The 15,325-nt window shown below is 59.4% G+C and carries 10 protein-coding genes, 1 tRNA gene, 2 rRNA genes and 1 pseudogene (1 of these 14 cut by a window edge); 7 read left to right on the forward strand and 7 right to left on the reverse strand.

Going from position 1 to position 15,325, the window contains the following annotated elements; genetic code table 11:
• Positions 1-5 precede the first annotated feature (5 nt).
• Positions 6-1,049, reverse strand: a complete 1,044-nt coding sequence (locus tag ACMUJL_RS06075) for a TRAP transporter substrate-binding protein (protein WP_375569658.1) — start codon at positions 1,047-1,049, stop codon at positions 6-8.
• 169 nt (positions 1,050-1,218) lie between these two features.
• Here ACMUJL_RS06075 and ACMUJL_RS06080 point away from each other — a divergent pair, with 169 nt between their 5' ends.
• From ACMUJL_RS06080 to ACMUJL_RS06095, 4 genes are read left to right on the forward strand one after another with little or no spacing between them, the layout of a single operon-like run.
• Positions 1,219-1,974 carry an SDR family NAD(P)-dependent oxidoreductase gene (locus tag ACMUJL_RS06080; protein ID WP_416914190.1) on the forward strand — a complete coding sequence of 252 codons (756 nt, stop codon included), beginning with the start codon at positions 1,219-1,221 and terminating at the stop codon, positions 1,972-1,974.
• Positions 1,975-1,991: 17 nt separating this feature from the next.
• Positions 1,992-3,701: an FAD-dependent oxidoreductase gene (locus ACMUJL_RS06085; RefSeq protein WP_375569654.1), complete on the forward strand. Its 1,710-nt coding sequence runs from the start codon at positions 1,992-1,994 to the stop codon at positions 3,699-3,701.
• Positions 3,694-4,620, forward strand: a complete 927-nt coding sequence (locus ACMUJL_RS06090; protein WP_375569652.1) for a DMT family transporter — start codon at positions 3,694-3,696, stop codon at positions 4,618-4,620. Before ACMUJL_RS06085 ends, ACMUJL_RS06090 begins: the two co-directional genes overlap by 8 nt.
• A gap of 18 nt (positions 4,621-4,638) precedes the next feature.
• Positions 4,639-5,433, forward strand: coding sequence for an IclR family transcriptional regulator (locus tag ACMUJL_RS06095; protein ID WP_375569650.1), 795 nt, complete (start codon positions 4,639-4,641; stop codon positions 5,431-5,433).
• Positions 5,434-5,587: 154 nt separating this feature from the next.
• On the opposite strand, the pseudogene ACMUJL_RS06100 reads toward ACMUJL_RS06095, so the two are convergent.
• Positions 5,588-5,911 (reverse strand): annotated as a pseudogene (locus ACMUJL_RS06100) (transposase); the annotation flags it as partial.
• Positions 5,912-5,926: 15 nt separating this feature from the next.
• Between ACMUJL_RS06100 and ACMUJL_RS06105 the strand changes: the two are divergent.
• Positions 5,927-7,141, forward strand: a complete 1,215-nt coding sequence (locus ACMUJL_RS06105; RefSeq protein WP_375569648.1) for an IS256 family transposase — start codon at positions 5,927-5,929, stop codon at positions 7,139-7,141.
• Positions 7,142-7,523: 382 nt separating this feature from the next.
• Here the strand turns inward: ACMUJL_RS06105 and ACMUJL_RS06110 are convergent, their stop codons facing one another.
• Together ACMUJL_RS06110 and ACMUJL_RS06115 are read right to left on the reverse strand one after the other, a co-directional pair.
• A complete protein-coding gene (locus tag ACMUJL_RS06110; RefSeq protein WP_375569646.1) occupies positions 7,524-7,931 on the reverse strand; it encodes a hypothetical protein in 408 nt (135 codons plus the stop codon).
• A 78-nt stretch (positions 7,932-8,009) separates the two neighbouring features.
• Entirely contained in the window at positions 8,010-8,261 is a 252-nt protein-coding gene (locus ACMUJL_RS06115; protein ID WP_375569644.1) for a hypothetical protein, read from the reverse strand.
• 314 nt (positions 8,262-8,575) lie between these two features.
• Here ACMUJL_RS06115 and ACMUJL_RS06120 point away from each other — a divergent pair, with 314 nt between their 5' ends.
• Positions 8,576-10,747, forward strand: a complete 2,172-nt coding sequence (locus tag ACMUJL_RS06120) for an ATP-dependent RecD-like DNA helicase (RefSeq protein ID WP_375569642.1) — start codon at positions 8,576-8,578, stop codon at positions 10,745-10,747.
• A 94-nt stretch (positions 10,748-10,841) separates the two neighbouring features.
• Positions 10,842-11,525 carry a UPF0149 family protein gene (locus ACMUJL_RS06125; RefSeq protein ID WP_375569640.1) on the forward strand — a complete coding sequence of 228 codons (684 nt, stop codon included), beginning with the start codon at positions 10,842-10,844 and terminating at the stop codon, positions 11,523-11,525.
• 409 nt (positions 11,526-11,934) lie between these two features.
• Here the strand turns inward: ACMUJL_RS06125 and ACMUJL_RS06130 are convergent.
• The 3 genes from ACMUJL_RS06130 to ACMUJL_RS06140 form a co-directional block, all read right to left on the reverse strand.
• Positions 11,935-12,011, reverse strand: a tRNA-Met gene (locus ACMUJL_RS06130).
• Positions 12,012-12,058: 47 nt separating this feature from the next.
• Positions 12,059-12,173 (reverse strand): 5S ribosomal RNA (rrf, locus tag ACMUJL_RS06135).
• Between the two features lie 84 nt (positions 12,174-12,257).
• Positions 12,258-15,325, reverse strand: a 23S ribosomal RNA gene (locus ACMUJL_RS06140); it runs 421 nt beyond the window's last position.

The following is a 15,325-nucleotide window of genomic DNA, read 5'->3' on the forward strand; positions in this document are numbered from 1 at the left end:
AAAGGTCAGCGTGGTGGAAGGGCTTGCAGCGCGCTCCACTCCCCGACCGAGTCCATGTAGGCGCGCAGGGAAGTTAGCGCTTCGGCGAAGATCGGGTCGTTCTGGGCTTGCTCTTCCAGCACCTCCTCGGAGGCCGTGCGCAGCGCAAGCAGCACCTCATCGGGGAAGCGCTTGATCTCGACCCCGGCTTCACGGATCGTGGCGATCGCTGCGGCCTGCGCGTCAACCTGATCGTGCAGGTTATAGGCGATGTTGGCGTAGCAGGCTTCCTTCATAATCTCCTGCGTTTCCGCGTCAAAGCCGTTCCAGACATCCATATTGATGATGATGCTGTCCCAGCTGGACGGCTGATGCCAGCCGGGGAAGTAGTAGTATTTCGTCACGCGCTGGAAGCCGAAGCCCACGTCAAGCTGTGGGGCAGAGAATTCGGCGGCGTCGATGCGCCCTGTCTCAAGGCTGAGGAAGATCTCGCCCGCCGGCACCATCTGGGTGTTCGCGCCCAGCTTGGCCATGGTCAGGCCACCAAGGCCCGCGATCCGCATGTTGAGACCCTTGAGGTCCTCGACCGAGTTGATTTCCTTGTTGAACCAGCCGCCCGCCTCGGCGCCGACCAGATGGCAGGGCAGGACCTTGACGTTCAGCGGATCATAGGCCTTCTGGATGATTTCCAGACCACCGCCTTCAAACATCCAGGCCAGCGCGATATCGGGGGTGGGGCCGAAAGGCATCGAGCCCACGAGGTTCGCAACGGGGATCTGCTGCGCCCAGTAACCGATCCAGTCAAAGCCCATCTGCAAGGCGCCGGAGCTGACCGCGCCGAACACTTCGAACGGGGGCACGAATTCACCTGCGCCATGCACCTTGATGGTGATATCGCCGCCGGTCATTTTCGCCACTCGATCCGCCCAAAGCTGCGGGCTGGGGCCGATCGAGGGCACGTTCAGGCCGAAGACGCTTTGCAGATCAAAGGTCTGGGCCTGCGCCACGCCGACGGATGCGCCCGTGGTCATCACAGCGGCCAGAACGGCCGCACTCAACACATGTTTCATGGTCTCTCCTCCCTGAAGACGCCTGTCCGACCGTGGCGGAAAAGCTGTCGTTGCCATTGCGGGCGGCTCTCCCCGGCCGCTCCCTATTTGTTAGTTATAAGCAAATACGTTTGCAAGAAACAAATTATTTGCTAGGTACAGCCGGAGGGTGAACCGGGGAGGAAGGGGAATGATGACAGGGTTGAACGGCCGTATCGCCGTGGTCACGGGGGCGGCGCAGGGCAATGGGAAAGCTATTGCCACAGCCTTGGCCGCGGCAGGCGTCCATGTGGCCTGCTGCGACATGCAGGCTGATTTGCTGGCGGCAACCGTGGCGGAGATAACCACGCAAGGGGGCCGTGCGTTGGCCGTGGCGCTGGATGTGACGGATGCGGCCCAATGCACGGAGGCGGCTGCACAGGTGCGGACGGAACTGGGTGACGCGACTATTTTGGTGAACAACGCGGGCATCATCCGGCGCACGCCATTGGACGCCGAGACATTCGCCGCCGATTGGGACGCGGTGATGGCCGTAAACGCAACCGGTGTGATGCAGGTCAGCCGCGCCTTTCTGGATCAGCTCAAGGCAACACGGGGCAGCATCGTCAACCTCGGCTCGATCATGTCGGTGACGGCGGGGGCGGGATTGTCGGCCTATGCTGCATCCAAGGGCGCAGTTGCGCAACTGACCCGCGCCATGGCTCATGATCTGGCCCCGTTCGGCATCCGCGTGAACGCGATTGCACCGGGCGTGATCGAAACCCCGATGACCGAAGCCACCCGCGCCAACCCCGACGCGATCGGCCGCTTCATGGCCCATACGCCCATGCGCCGTGTGGGAAGGCCCGAGGAACTGGCAGGGCCGGTGCTGTTTTTGGCCTCCGACGCCGCAAGCTATGTGACGGGAGCCTTGCTGCCCGTCGATGGTGGATACCTGTCCGCCTGACTGAAGGAATGAAGAAGATGACCCGCAAGGACGTAGACGTATTGGTGGTAGGGTCGGGCGCAGGCGGGCTGGCAACAGCCGTCGCCGCCGCGCATCGTCGCCTTGATGTGCTGGTAGTGGAAAAAGAGCCTGTGTTCGGCGGAACCACGGCGCGATCAGGTGGCTGGATGTGGATACCGGGCAACGGCCCTGCGATGCGCGCGGGTGTGGATGACAGCGCCGCCAAGGCTCGGACCTATCTGGAGCACGAGGCAGGCACGCATTTCGATGCCGAACGCGTGGATGCTTTCCTTGAGGCGGGACCAAAGGCTGTTGAGTTCTTCGAGCAGAACACCGCGTTACAATTCGATCTGGGCCCCTTCTTTGCCGATTATCATCCCGATGCGCCGGGTGGGATGGATGGCGGTCGCTCCATCGTGGCGCGCCCTTTCGACGGGCGCGAACTGGGTCCTGAGATCGCGCGCCTGCGCCCGCCCCTGTCCGAGATCACCTTTCTGGGCATGATGATCGGGTCGGGCAAGGAGTTGCTGCATTTCTTCAATGTCATGCGCTCGCCTGTGTCGGCTTTCTACGTGGGCAAGCTGTTCCTCAAATTCCTGCGCGACATGGTCTTTCACGGCCGCCCGATGCGGCTCATGAACGGGAACGCGCTGGTGGGGCGGTTGGCGCGGTCGGCCTTTGACAAGGGCGTGCCGATCTGGACCAATGCGCCGGTGCGCGGCCTGATCCGCGACGATGCGGGTCGGGTGATCGGGGCGAGGGTGGACAGCGCGACCGGCCCGGTCGAGGTGATGGCGCGCAAGGGGGTCGTGCTGGCGGCGGGCGGATTCCCGCAGGATGCGCTGCGCCGCAAGGATCTGATGCCGCATGCGCCCAGCGGGCACGAGCATGTCTCGCCCGCCCCGCCGGGCAATACGGGCGATGGCCTTCGTCTGGGCGAATCCGTGGGGGCCGTGGTGGACACCACGCTTCCCCATGCGGCGGCTTGGGTGCCGATTTCGCGCCCACGCCGCCCGGATGGCACGCTTGGCACGTTTCCGCATTTCGTGGACCGCTCCAAACCTGGTGTGATCGCCGTCACACGCTCCGGCCGGCGTTTCGTGAATGAGGCCAACTCCTATCACGATTTCTGTCAGGCGATGGTCGCGCGCTGTCGTGATGAAGGTGGCCCGGATGCCGAGATTGCGGCGTGGTTCATCACCGACCACCGGGCCTTCCGCAAGTACGGGCTGGGTTTTGCTAAGCCTGCGCCTGTGCCTTTCGGCAAGCTGATCAAGGATGGCTACCTATTGCAGGGCAAGACCCTCGCCGATCTCGCGCAGCAGATCGGGGCGGAGGCAGCGATGCTGCAAGAGACCGTGCGCCATTTCAACGAGGGCGCGCGGCGGGGCGAGGACCCGGATTTCGGCAAGGGGTCGACCAGCTATAACCGTAGCCTTGGTGACCCTGATCATGGGCCGAACCCCTGTCTGGCCCCCATTGAAACCGGCCCTTACTACGCCGTGCGCCTTTATGTGGGTGACCTTGGCACTTTCGCGGGACTGAAAACCAACGCCAATGCCGAGGTGCTGGACGAGGATGGCAGGCCCTTGGGGGGGCTTTATTCCGTGGGCAACGACGCGGCCTCGATCATGGGGGGCAACTATCCCGGCGGTGGTATCACGCTGGGGCCCGCGCTCACATTCGGCTATATCGCGGCCCGGCACATGTCGGGCGCCAATGACTGACGCGCGCCGCACCCGGGCGGGCATCGCTCTGGGGCTTGCGGCCGCGTTCAGTTGGGGCATTTACAATGTAGGCGCCGAGATCGGACAGGCCAGCGGGTTTCGCCCCGCCGATCTGACCATGCTCCGCTATGGCGGGGCGGCGGTGCTGATGCTGCCCCTGCTGTGGCTGGCGCGGCATCGCCTGCCGCCGCTTGGTCAGATCGCGTGGGTCACGCTGCTGATCGGGCCTCCCTTCGCCCTGCTGTTCAACCTTGGATTTCAGCGAGCCCCCCTGTCGCATGCGGTGGTGATCGGGCCGGGGATGTCGATGCTGATGGCCAACGCACTGGTGCGGTTTCGGGACGGTATCCCCCTCAGTCTCAACCGCAAGATCGGAATGGCCGTGCTGATCGCGGGGGTTCTGGTGATCGCCGCAGATCAGCCCGCGCCAAAGTCATGGGGCGGCTCGGTCCTGCTGGGCGATCTGTGCTTTGTCGGGTCAGGCAGTCTGTGGGGCATATACGTCTATGTCATGGGGCGCTGGCGCCTGCCTCCGATCGAAACGACAGCGGCGGTGGCGAGCCTTGCCACGCTGCTTTTCGTGCCGTTCTACATGATCGTTTGGGGTCTACCGGCGATGCCGGCGGCACAGTGGGCCGAGCAGTTCTTTTACCAAGGCGTCATCGGCGGGTGTCTGGCCTTCGTGGTTTTCGCCGCCGCCGTGCGGCGGCTGGGCGCTGGGCGCGCGGCCCTCTTTGCGGCACTGGTTCCATCGTCAGCGGTGCTGCTGGCCATCCCGCTGACGGGGCAATGGCCCGATCCGCTGCAATGGGGTGGGGTGGCGCTGGCCTCAGTCGGGCTGATCGTGTCACTGGACCTTTGGGCGAGGCCGAGCAAACCGTTGCCTCAGACTGTGGCCAGCGCTAGATCACCGGACTGACATGAGAAGGGCGGGGACGTGAACATCGCAGAGGATAAACCCACCAAGGCCCAACGTGGTATCCGATCATTGGAAACAGGCGGTGCCATCCTGCGGGCCATGGCCCTATCCCAACTTCCGATGAAGCTGCGCGATCTGGCAGAAGCCGTGGATATTGCGCCTGCCCAACTACATCCCTATTTGGTCAGCCTGCGCGCCATCGGCATGGTCGAGCAGACGGAAACCGGGCTCTACCAGCTTGGCCCCTTCGCGCTGGAACTGGGCCTGAGCCGCTTGCGCGCGCAGGACGCCTACCACGAGACCATTCGCCGTGTGGGCAGTCTGGCCGAGAAGACCCGGTTGATGGTGGCGCTGTCTGTCTGGGGGCTGCACGGGGTCACTATCGTACATGTCACGGAAGGCAGCGCGCAGATACATGCCAACGTGCGCGCAGGCGGCGGGTTCATGATGACGGCCACGGCCACAGGGCGACTGTTCGCGGCCTTCCTGAATCCCGCCCTGACCGAGCCTGTGATCGCGCGCGAGATCCGCGAGAACGCCACCGATAACGCGCCTCCCTTCGACGAAGCGCGTTATAGGGACGAGATTGCCGCCATTCGCGCTCGCGGCTACGAGACGACGCTAGATGCCCCCATCCCCGGTGTCAGCGCGGTGACGGCGCCGGTGTTCGACTACAGCGGGACCATCCAGCTTGCCATTACCGTGGTCGGGCCTACCTCGCAGATCGACCTTGCGCCGGAAGGGAGAACTGTGCGCGACGTGCTGGAATTCACCCAAAGGCTATCAGCTGACTTGGGGTATTCGCACCCTTAGATGGTGTCAGAACAATCTGACTTGAGAGGGATAACCAAATCACCAGGCGCACGGCCTTCCATCAATCGGTCCAAAATATTTTTATCGATGCTCATACGTGGGTCTCCTCGTCGAGCGTTTACCACGTCAGCGCACAAAATTCAGGATAGTCCCACTGGATCTCGCGGGTCGTCATGCCCCGGGCATACATGCTGACGATCTTGCGGTCGAACTCGGGAAAGCGGCGCTGATACTTGGCGATCAGCAGCGGATCGAAGGTGCCGTTCCGGTCACGGGGGATGTCCAGAACAAATTTGCCGCTGTCGGTGGTCACCGTCTTCTGGCTGCTGCCATTGCGCCGATTGGGGGCCTGGTTCTGGCCCTGGGGCGCTTCCTCTGCGCGCTCTTCATCGAGATGGACGTCCAGCTCCGTGCTCAGCGCGCGTTCCGCCGAGAGTGTCCGATCTTTTGTGTATGATTGATCCGGTTCATGCTTCACCGAAAGGAAGCATGAATGACCATCTCGAAAGAAATCCTGGACGAACTGCTTAGGGGCGTGGAGTGCCCTGAAGACCTGCTCGGCGATGCCGGGCTGATGAAAGAACTGAAGATCAAGCTCATGGAGCGGATGCTGGGGGCCGAACTGACGGCGCATCTTGGCTATGAAGAGGGCAAGGACGCGCCGGCTGGCCAGAGCAACCGTCGTAATGGCACATCGGCCAAAGTGTTGAAGGGCCAAGACGGTGAGATGCCAATTGCTGTCCCCCGGGACCGGGACGGCAGTTTCGAGCCCGAGCTGGTGAAGAAGGGCCAGACCCGGATCGACGGGATGGATGACAAGATTATCGGGCTCTATGCAGCCGGGCTGACGGTGCGCGACATACAGGCCCATCTGCTCGATCTATATGGCCTGAAAGTCTCGCCAGACCTGATCAGCCGCGTCACCGACGCTGTTCTGGACGAGGTCCGCGAATGGCAAAGCCGGGCGCTGGACCGGATGTATCCGATCGTGCTCTTCGACGCGCTGCGCGTGAAGATCCGGGATGCGGACAGCCGGACCGTGAAAAACAAGGCGGTCTATGTCGCGCTCGGCGTTACCCGCGATGGCAGCCGCGAAGTCCTCGGCCTTTGGATTGCCGAGAACGAGGGTGCCAAGTTCTGGCTGTCGGTGATGAACGAACTCAAGAACCGGGGCCTGCAGGACGTCCTGATCGCCGTCGTGGACGGTCTCAAGGGCTTTCCAGAGGCCATCACAGCAGCCTTCCCGGATGCCATGGTTCAGACCTGTATCGTGCATCTGGTGCGCCATTCCCTGAACTTTTGTTCCTGGAAGGACCGAAAAGTCGTGGCCGCAGATCTTCGCTGGATTTACAGCGCCCCGACTGCCGAAGCGGCAGAGACCGAACTTGATGCTTTCGAAGAAAAATGGGCCGGGAAATACGCCTCAATTGCCCCGGCCTGGCGCCGGGCATGGCAGGAGGTGATCCCGTTCTTCGGCTTCGATCCGGCGATCCGCAAGATCATCTATACGACCAATGCCATCGAAAGCCTGAACCGCGTGATCCGGAAATCGATCAAGACGCGGGGATCGTTCCCGACAGACGAGGCAGCGACCAAGCTGATCTATCTCGCAATCCGAAACTTCGAGAAAGACGGAAGGAATGTCAGGGAATGGTTTGCAGCCCGCAACCAGTTCGCCATAATGTTCGGCGAGCGCTTCGACGCTTGAGTATCTAAAACCGCATGGGCCGGGCCAGATACACAAAGTTCATGACACTCCCGTTCCGCCAGCGCTTTGGTCAGTTCTGCCAAAATGCCGGTCTTGCCAAACAGATCGCCAGGCGAGCGCCCTTCCATCAGTCGGTCCAGCAGGTCTTTATCAATGCTCATACGTGGGTCTCCTCTTCGAGCAGTTACCACGTCAGCGCACAAAATTCAGGATAGTCCCCTTGTTCATCTTCGCTCCAAAACGGCGTCGATGAACCAGAAATCCTCCCTTGCTCAAACCCGTAAATCTGTCCGGTAGATGCTCACGTCAGGCACCGCTAATGCTTCGCGGCGTAACTGACGAACAATCTGGTCGCGCGCTTTTGTTATTTAGCACCGGGCAGCTATTCATCATCGATAGGGGCTTCGTTTATTCGGCTACGCGAGAAGATAGTCGTTTTGGGGGCGCTTGGCGTGATGTCAGCAGGATCGCCCCAGACGGATATGGACACCCGATTCAAGCCATCACCAGCGAGATGTGCCGCAAGGATTTCAACGACCCGCACACGGAACGGAGCGTCTTTTTCGAACGCCGGCCAGAGTAAAGCTTTTGCCCGGTTACCAAGATAGCCCGCGCGGACAATGCGTGATTTACCAAGGCCGAATGGCATGCGAGACGGCAACATGACAAAGGCTGCAATATCCGAGTCACCCTCTTGCAGAAGCTGCACGGGATCCCCGAGACCAATGCCGGAAATGCGCAAATTTGCTTCGAGCCTGACAAGGCTCGTTTTGTGGATCAATACCTGCATTCTGCCTCATGGTCCCGATTCTTCTGCGGGCTCGAAACAGTCATGCCACGAATTAACGGTTACGCGAAGCTTGCAGGCTCACAAAGGTAAATCGAACCCGATATTCCGGCTCTTCAGGCCATTAAGGACACCCGACAAAACATTGCGTGCGTTCACCCCCTCGCGAAGGGCTTCATCAATGGCATGGAGGTTGGCTTTGTGATCCTTGATGTCGACCAATACGCGCAAGCCTGCCTGGGCGTCATACACAACCTGATGAGCACCGTTCGGCTTCATCCGCAGCCCAACGAACTCTTTCCCATTTTTGCTATGATATGACATCGCTTCCACCTGATAGTCGTATGAACAAGCATGGAAATTACTCTGTCATGGCAGTGTTTCAGCATCCGTCGCTTCGAATGTCACATTACTGTTGCCGCTGCGACACAAACCCGATTGATGGCAAAAGTTCTGAAAAGCCTTCAGGTTCCACAAATGCGTGCTAGCTTTAGCGGTAAGTCTTGGCCCTGTGAGCTAGTGAGATTGCCGCTTGTGACAGAAAGGACTTGCGCCTTGGTGCACGCTGAAACGACGCTTAGTGCGCTGGGCATTTTCCTGCGGGTAAGCCACGGGTCGCGCTGCTAGGACGCTTGAAACTCCCGCCCATGAAATCCGCCGATGACACACAGACCGAAGTTCTCGCCGGCCTTGTGGAGCGGGTGACCTTCCACAATTCCGAGAACGGGTTTTGCGTGCTGCGGGTAAAGGCACGGGGTCACCGGGATCTGGTGACTACAGTGGGCCATGCGGCGATGATTTCGGCGGGGGAATGGATTACGGCCTCTGGGGTCTGGCTGAACGATCGCAACCACGGCCTGCAGTTCAAGGCGCATTTCTTGAAGACCTCGGCACCATCGACTGTCGACGGCATCGAGAAATACCTCGGCTCCGGTATGATCCGCGGGATCGGGCCTGTCTATGCGAAGCGCTTGGTGCAAGCCTTCGGCAAGGATGTCTTCGACATCATCGAGGCCGCACCTGAACGGCTGCGCGAAGTCACCGGCATTGGCCCCATGCGCGCAGCCAAGATCACGGCCGGGTGGGCGGATCAGAAAGTGATCCGCGAGATTATGGTCTTCCTGCACCAGCATGGCGTGGGCACTGCGCGCGCGGTGCGGATCTTCAAGACTTATGGCACGGATGCCGTGCAGGTGATGAGCGAAAACCCCTACCGCCTTGCCAAGGACATCCGGGGCATAGGCTTCCGCACGGCGGATACGATCGCCGAGAAGCTCGGCATCGAGAAAACTGCGATGATCCGTGTGCGTGCAGGAGTTTCCTTTGCGCTGACCGAGGCGATGGGCGATGGCCATTGCAGCCTCCCTCGGGCCGAGTTGATCAGGCTGGCGGGCAAGCTCCTTGAGGTCCCTCCCCCGCTGATTGAGAGCGCGCTGCAAGAGGAACTGGCGGAAGAGACTGTGACAGCCGACCGCGTGGGCGACGCGGACTGCATCTTCCTGACGGGGCTTTATCTCGCGGAACGGGGGATCTCAGAGCATATGAAGCGCATTCGCGCGGGCGCGCTGCCCTGGCTGGAGATTGACGCTGACAAGGCGCTGCCCTGGATCGAGCAGAAGACGGGCCTGACGCTTGCTGCCAGCCAGGCTGAAGCGATCCGGCTGGCGCTGCGCTCGAAGCTCATGGTGATCACCGGCGGCCCCGGGGTTGGCAAGACCACGATCGTGAATTCGATCCTGCGCATCCTCGCAGCCAAGGCCGTGAAGCTGCTCCTCTGCGCACCGACGGGTCGCGCAGCCAAGCGCATGACCGAGGCCACCGGGATGGAGGCCAAGACCATCAACCGGCTCCTAGAGTTCGATCCGAAGGCCTTCGGCTTCAAGCGCAAGGAGGAGAACCCGCTCGATTGCGACCTGCTGGTCGTGGACGAAAGCTCGATGGTCGATGTACTGCTGATGCAGTCGCTCCTGAAGGCCGTGCCCAGCAATGCAGCGCTGCTGATCGTCGGGGATATCGACCAGCTGCCCTCTGTTGGCCCCGGCCAAGTACTGGCCGACATCATCGGTTCTAGCGCCGTGCCCGTGGTGCGGCTCACCGAAGTGTTCCGTCAAGCAGCACAGAGCAAGATCATCACCACGGCGCATGCCATCAATGCAGGGCACTTGCCCGATCTTGGCAAGCCCGATGGCGAGGCGGATTTCTATTTCGTGCCGGCCGCAGATCCGGAGCAGGCCGTGCCGCGCATCGTCGAGCTGGTGGCCAAGCGCATCCCGCAGCGGTTCGGCTTCCATCTGATCAAGGACATCCAGGTCCTTTGCCCAATGAACCGGGGCGGCGTTGGCGCGCGGTCACTCAACGTAGAATTGCAGGCTGCTTTGAACCCTGCCGGGGAGAAGAAGGTTGAGCGCTTTGGCTGGACCTTCGCTCCGGGCGACAAGGTCATGCAGATCGAGAACGATTACGATAAGGACGTCTATAACGGCGACATCGGCATGATCGAGGATGTCGATCTTGACGATGGCGAGGTAGCCGTGAACTTCGACGGCCGTACCGTGACTTTCCTCTTCGGCGAACTCGACACGGTGGTCCCGGCCTATGCGGCCACGATCCACAAGAGCCAGGGTTCCGAGTACCCTGCCGTAGTCATCCCCGTCATGACCCAGCACTACGCCATGCTGCAGCGCAACCTGATCTATACTGGCGTCACGCGGGGCAAGAAGCTCGTCGTGCTCGTCGGTCAGAAGAAGGCCGTGGCGATCGCGGTGAAGAACGTATCGGGCCGGCGGCGCTGGTCTAAGCTGGATGAATGGCTGACATGACCGGCAAAGCGGCGTCCCCTGCGATCCGCACTGTCCTGGGCTTCACCCTTATCTGCGATTTCAATATGAGGGCAGAACACCGAAGGGACCGACAATGACGAAAGAAGAAAAACGGCTGGATCGCCTGAACGAACTGCTATTCGCTTTGCCTGTCGATAATATGCCCATGACGCTGAGCGAACTCGACGGTTATTTGACCGGCGTGCTGGCTTGCCCCGAGATAATTCCGCCATCGGAATGGCTCCCGGAGGTGTGGGGCGAAACCGGCGAGGCGCATTTCGCGGATCCGAAAGCGGCAGAAGAAACAATCGGCGCGGTGATGATGCATTACAATTCCATGGCGGAAACAATCACCCGGTCTCGCGGGATCGAGCCGATCTATGAGGTGGATCCTAACAGTGATGAAACCCTCTGGGAGCCTTGGGTGGACGGTTTCACACACGCGATGCGGTTGCGACCGGATGCTTGGGAAAACCTTCTCGAGCGGGCCGATGAAGAGACCCAGGCCACGATGATCTTCATGATGGCGCTGCAGGACATCTACACTGGTAAGAGCAAGTTCACGGATGAAGAGATCGATGAAATAGACCGCGAAGCTCCCGATCTCATTCCAAATTGTGTTACAACGATCCTGCGCCAATCACGCCCTGAACTGGCTGGGACGGCTGCAGCCAATTTTCCTGGCATGCCACACAAGGCGGAACCCCGCCCCGGGCGGAACGACCCCTGCTCATGCGGATCGGGCCGTAAGTACAAGCAGTGCTGTAGCCGGAATTGAAGCAGGGTGACACAGACTGGCCGAAAAGGGGCATAAAACCAACGCCGCACAGGCTACGCGATGCGTCCGGGGAAGGCATGAAGTACTTTCCACGATACCCGCGGTAGCCTTCATGAACGCGACTGGTAGGCCGCCTTCAAGGCCGTTTATCTTTTTCGATAAAGTTGACTATTTGAGCGCTCCTCCTCGGGCACTTCTTATCGAATAGGGTAAGTGCCTCGAAGGTACCCAACGACCATTTTTATACGGCAGAATGCCCGCGAATGCGGACCGATGCACGCCAGTGCGCACGGGTGCGGGCGAATGCGATTTTTCTGGTGGGGTGTTGATGTGGCGTTGATGTAAACGCGCACGCACAATTCCCCAGTGTTTTACTAGGGAACTAAGCTTTTGTTTTGTTTGTAAGATTTGGTTGCGGGAGTAGGATTTGAACCTACGACCTTCAGGTTATGAGCCTGACGAGCTACCGGGCTGCTCCATCCCGCGTTATATTGGGTATCGTTTAGAGAGATACGAATTGAGTTCCTTTCTAGGTTTGGCGGTGACCTACTCTCCCACGTCTTGAGACGCAGTACCATTGGCGCGACGGCGCTTAACGGCCGGGTTCGGAATGGATCCGGGTGTTTCGCTCGTGCTATGACCACCAAACCGAGGAAGGAACTCAACGATTGTCCAAGTCAGTACTCTGATTATGTGTATGCTTTTGATTTGTCAGTCTGTCTTTTACTGGATCAAATCAAGCCTATCGGGCAATTAGTACCAGTCAACTGAACGCATTGCTGCGCTTACATCTCTGGCCTATCGACGTGGTGGTCTACCACGGCCCTCAGGGATACCTTGTTTTGAGGGGGGCTTCCCGCTTAGATGCCTTCAGCGGTTATCCTGTCCGTTCATAGCTACCCAGCACTGCCGTTGGCACGACAACTGGTCCACCAGTGGAACGTTCACCCCGGTCCTCTCGTACTAGGGGCAACTCCTCTCAAGTATCCTACACCCACGGCAGATAGGGACCGAACTGTCTCACGACGTTCTAAACCCAGCTCACGTACCTCTTTAAATGGCGAACAGCCATACCCTTGGGACCTGCTCCAGCCCCAGGATGAGATGAGCCGACATCGAGGTGCCAAACACTGCCGTCGATATGGACTCTTGGGCAGTATCAGCCTGTTATCCCCGGCGTACCTTTTATCCGTTGAGCGATGGCCCTCCCACTTGGGACCACCGGATCACTATGGCCGTCTTTCGACTCTGCTCGACTTGTCAGTCTCGCAGTCAGGCTGGCTTCTGCCATTGCACTCAACGAGCGATTTCCGACCGCTCTGAGCCAACCTTCGCGCGCCTCCGTTACTCTTTAGGAGGCGACCGCCCCAGTCAAACTACCCACCACACAGGGTCCCGGATCCGGATAACGGACCGCGGTTAGACATCAAGCGAAGCAAGGGTGGTATCTCAAGGGAGGCTCCACAGAAACTGGCGTCTCTGCTTCAAAGCCTACCACCTATCCTGCACATGCTTGGCCTGATGCCAGTGTGAAGTTGTAGTAAAGGTGCACGGGGTCTTTCCGTCTAACCGCGGGAAGCCTGCATCTTGACAGGCAATTCAATTTCGCTGAGTCTATGTTGGAGACAGCGGGGAAGTCGTTACGCCATTCGTGCAGGTCGGAACTTACCCGACAAGGAATTTCGCTACCTTAGGACCGTTATAGTTACGGCCGCCGTTTACCGGGGCTTCAATTCAAAGCTCTCACCTCTCCTTTTAACCTTCCGGCACCGGGCAGGCGTCAGACCCTATACGTCGTCTTGCGACTTCGCAGAGCCCTGTGTTTTTAGTAAACAGTCGCCACCCCCTGGTTTGTGCCCCCAGCCTCTAGTTGCCTAGAAACCGGGCCTCCTTCTCGCGAACTTACGGAGGTATTTTGCCGAGTTCCTTCAACATAGTTCTCTCAAGCGCCTTGGTATTCTCTACCAGTCCACCTGTGTCGGTTTAGGGTACGATCTCATGGAGGGCTATTTCCAGGAACCGATCAGCGGCCCACCCAATCCGATAAGGGTGAACAACAGTCTCGATCCGTCACATCCTCCTGGCCCAGGAATATTAACCTGGTTCCCATCGACTACGCCTTTCGGCCTCGCCTTAGGGGTCGGCTTACCCTGCTCAGATTAGCTTTAAGCAGGAACCCTTGGACTTTCGGCGACAGGGTCTCTCACCCTGTTTGTCGCTACTCATGTCATCATTCTCACTAGTGATCTCTCCACCGGATCCCTCACAGGCCGGCTTCACAGAAAGTATCTTGTCCTCCAAGGCCCCCCGAGAGGGGCTAAAGAGGATAGATACTATGTCACACTACGCTCTGCTACCATGCCTTACGGCATCCTAAGCTTCGGCTCATGGCTTGAGCCCCGTTACATCTTCGCCGCAGGACAACTTATTTAGACCAGTGAGCTGTTACGCTATCTTTAAAGGATGGCTGCTTCTAAGCCAACCTCCTGGTTGTTTTGGTCGTCCCACCTGCTTTCCCACTTAGCCATGAATTGGGGGCCTTAGCTGTAGGTCAGGGTTGTTTCCCTCTTCACGACGGACGTTAGCATCCGCCGTGTGTCTGCCATCTAGTACTCCCGGGTATTCGGAGTTTGGTTAGGATCAGTAAGCCTGTGGGGCCCCATTACCCATCCAGTGCTCTACCCCCCGGGGTATTCGGATGACGCTCTACCTAAATAGATTTCGCAGAGAACCAGCTATCTCCGAGTTTGATTGGCCTTTCACCCCTAGGCACAACTCATCCCGACCTTTTTCAACAGGTGTGGGTTCGGACCTCCAGTTAGTGTTACCTAACCTTCATCCTGGTCATGCCTAGATCACTCGGTTTCGGGTCTGATCCCACGAACTCAACGCCCTATTAAGACTCGCTTTCGCTACGCCTACACCTAACGGCTTAAGCTTGCTCGTGAGACCAAGTCGATGACCCATTATACAAAAGGTACGCCGTCACAAGACTGGACACTAATGATAATCTTCTGCCTGCCCTACCGCTTCGCTGCGTGAGGGCTTCGCGCCGTCATTTCACGGGGATGGAGACTCGAAACTGTACGGTTTCAAGACCGGGGTTGCGACTGTCGAGCCCTGCGTTCGACCGATGGTCGACCGAGAGGCCCATCCGCACACCCTGGCGGTTCTCATATCCCAGTTCGATGCCAGACCGGAACTGGATGGATCCACCCAGGTCCACCTCGCCGCCCTGCAGGTAAATGCCGGGCATCGTGTGGAACTGCGCATACCATCTGCGGTTCGCGGTTGTGTATGTCGTTGTATTGCCAAGACCAATCCAGAACCCACCCTCGTTGGTGACTGATGCACCATAGGTGAGCTGGAAGGGGCCGCGTGCGGTTCCGGTCTGTTTGCGCAGGTAAATTTCTTCACCCACCACATCCTTCTGGAACACCACGTCGCCGGCAGAAGCGGCGACATAGCTTTGCGTTGCGTTCCTGGCCAGGCAACCTTCGTTCGGGCAGTGGTTCACGCCCATGTTGATCAGGCCCAGAACGAGCCCGACAACTGCAAAGGTGCCATCGGTAACAACGGCAAGATCTGACATGTCGGCTACTCCCGAGGACGGTAAAACTGACCGTCCGGGGTAGATTGTCATTAGAGTCCAGTCAAGCTCCGACTGATTGTAGGCGTTCGGTTTCAGGTACTGTTTCACTCCCCTCGTCGGGGTGCTTTTCACCTTTCCCTCACGGTACTGGTTCGCTATCGGTCAGTAAGGAGTACTTAGCCTTCGGGGGTGGTCCCCCGATCTTCAG

This window comes from Seohaeicola sp. (genome assembly GCF_048006315.1).
Classification (GTDB): Bacteria; Pseudomonadota; Alphaproteobacteria; order Rhodobacterales; family Rhodobacteraceae; genus Seohaeicola.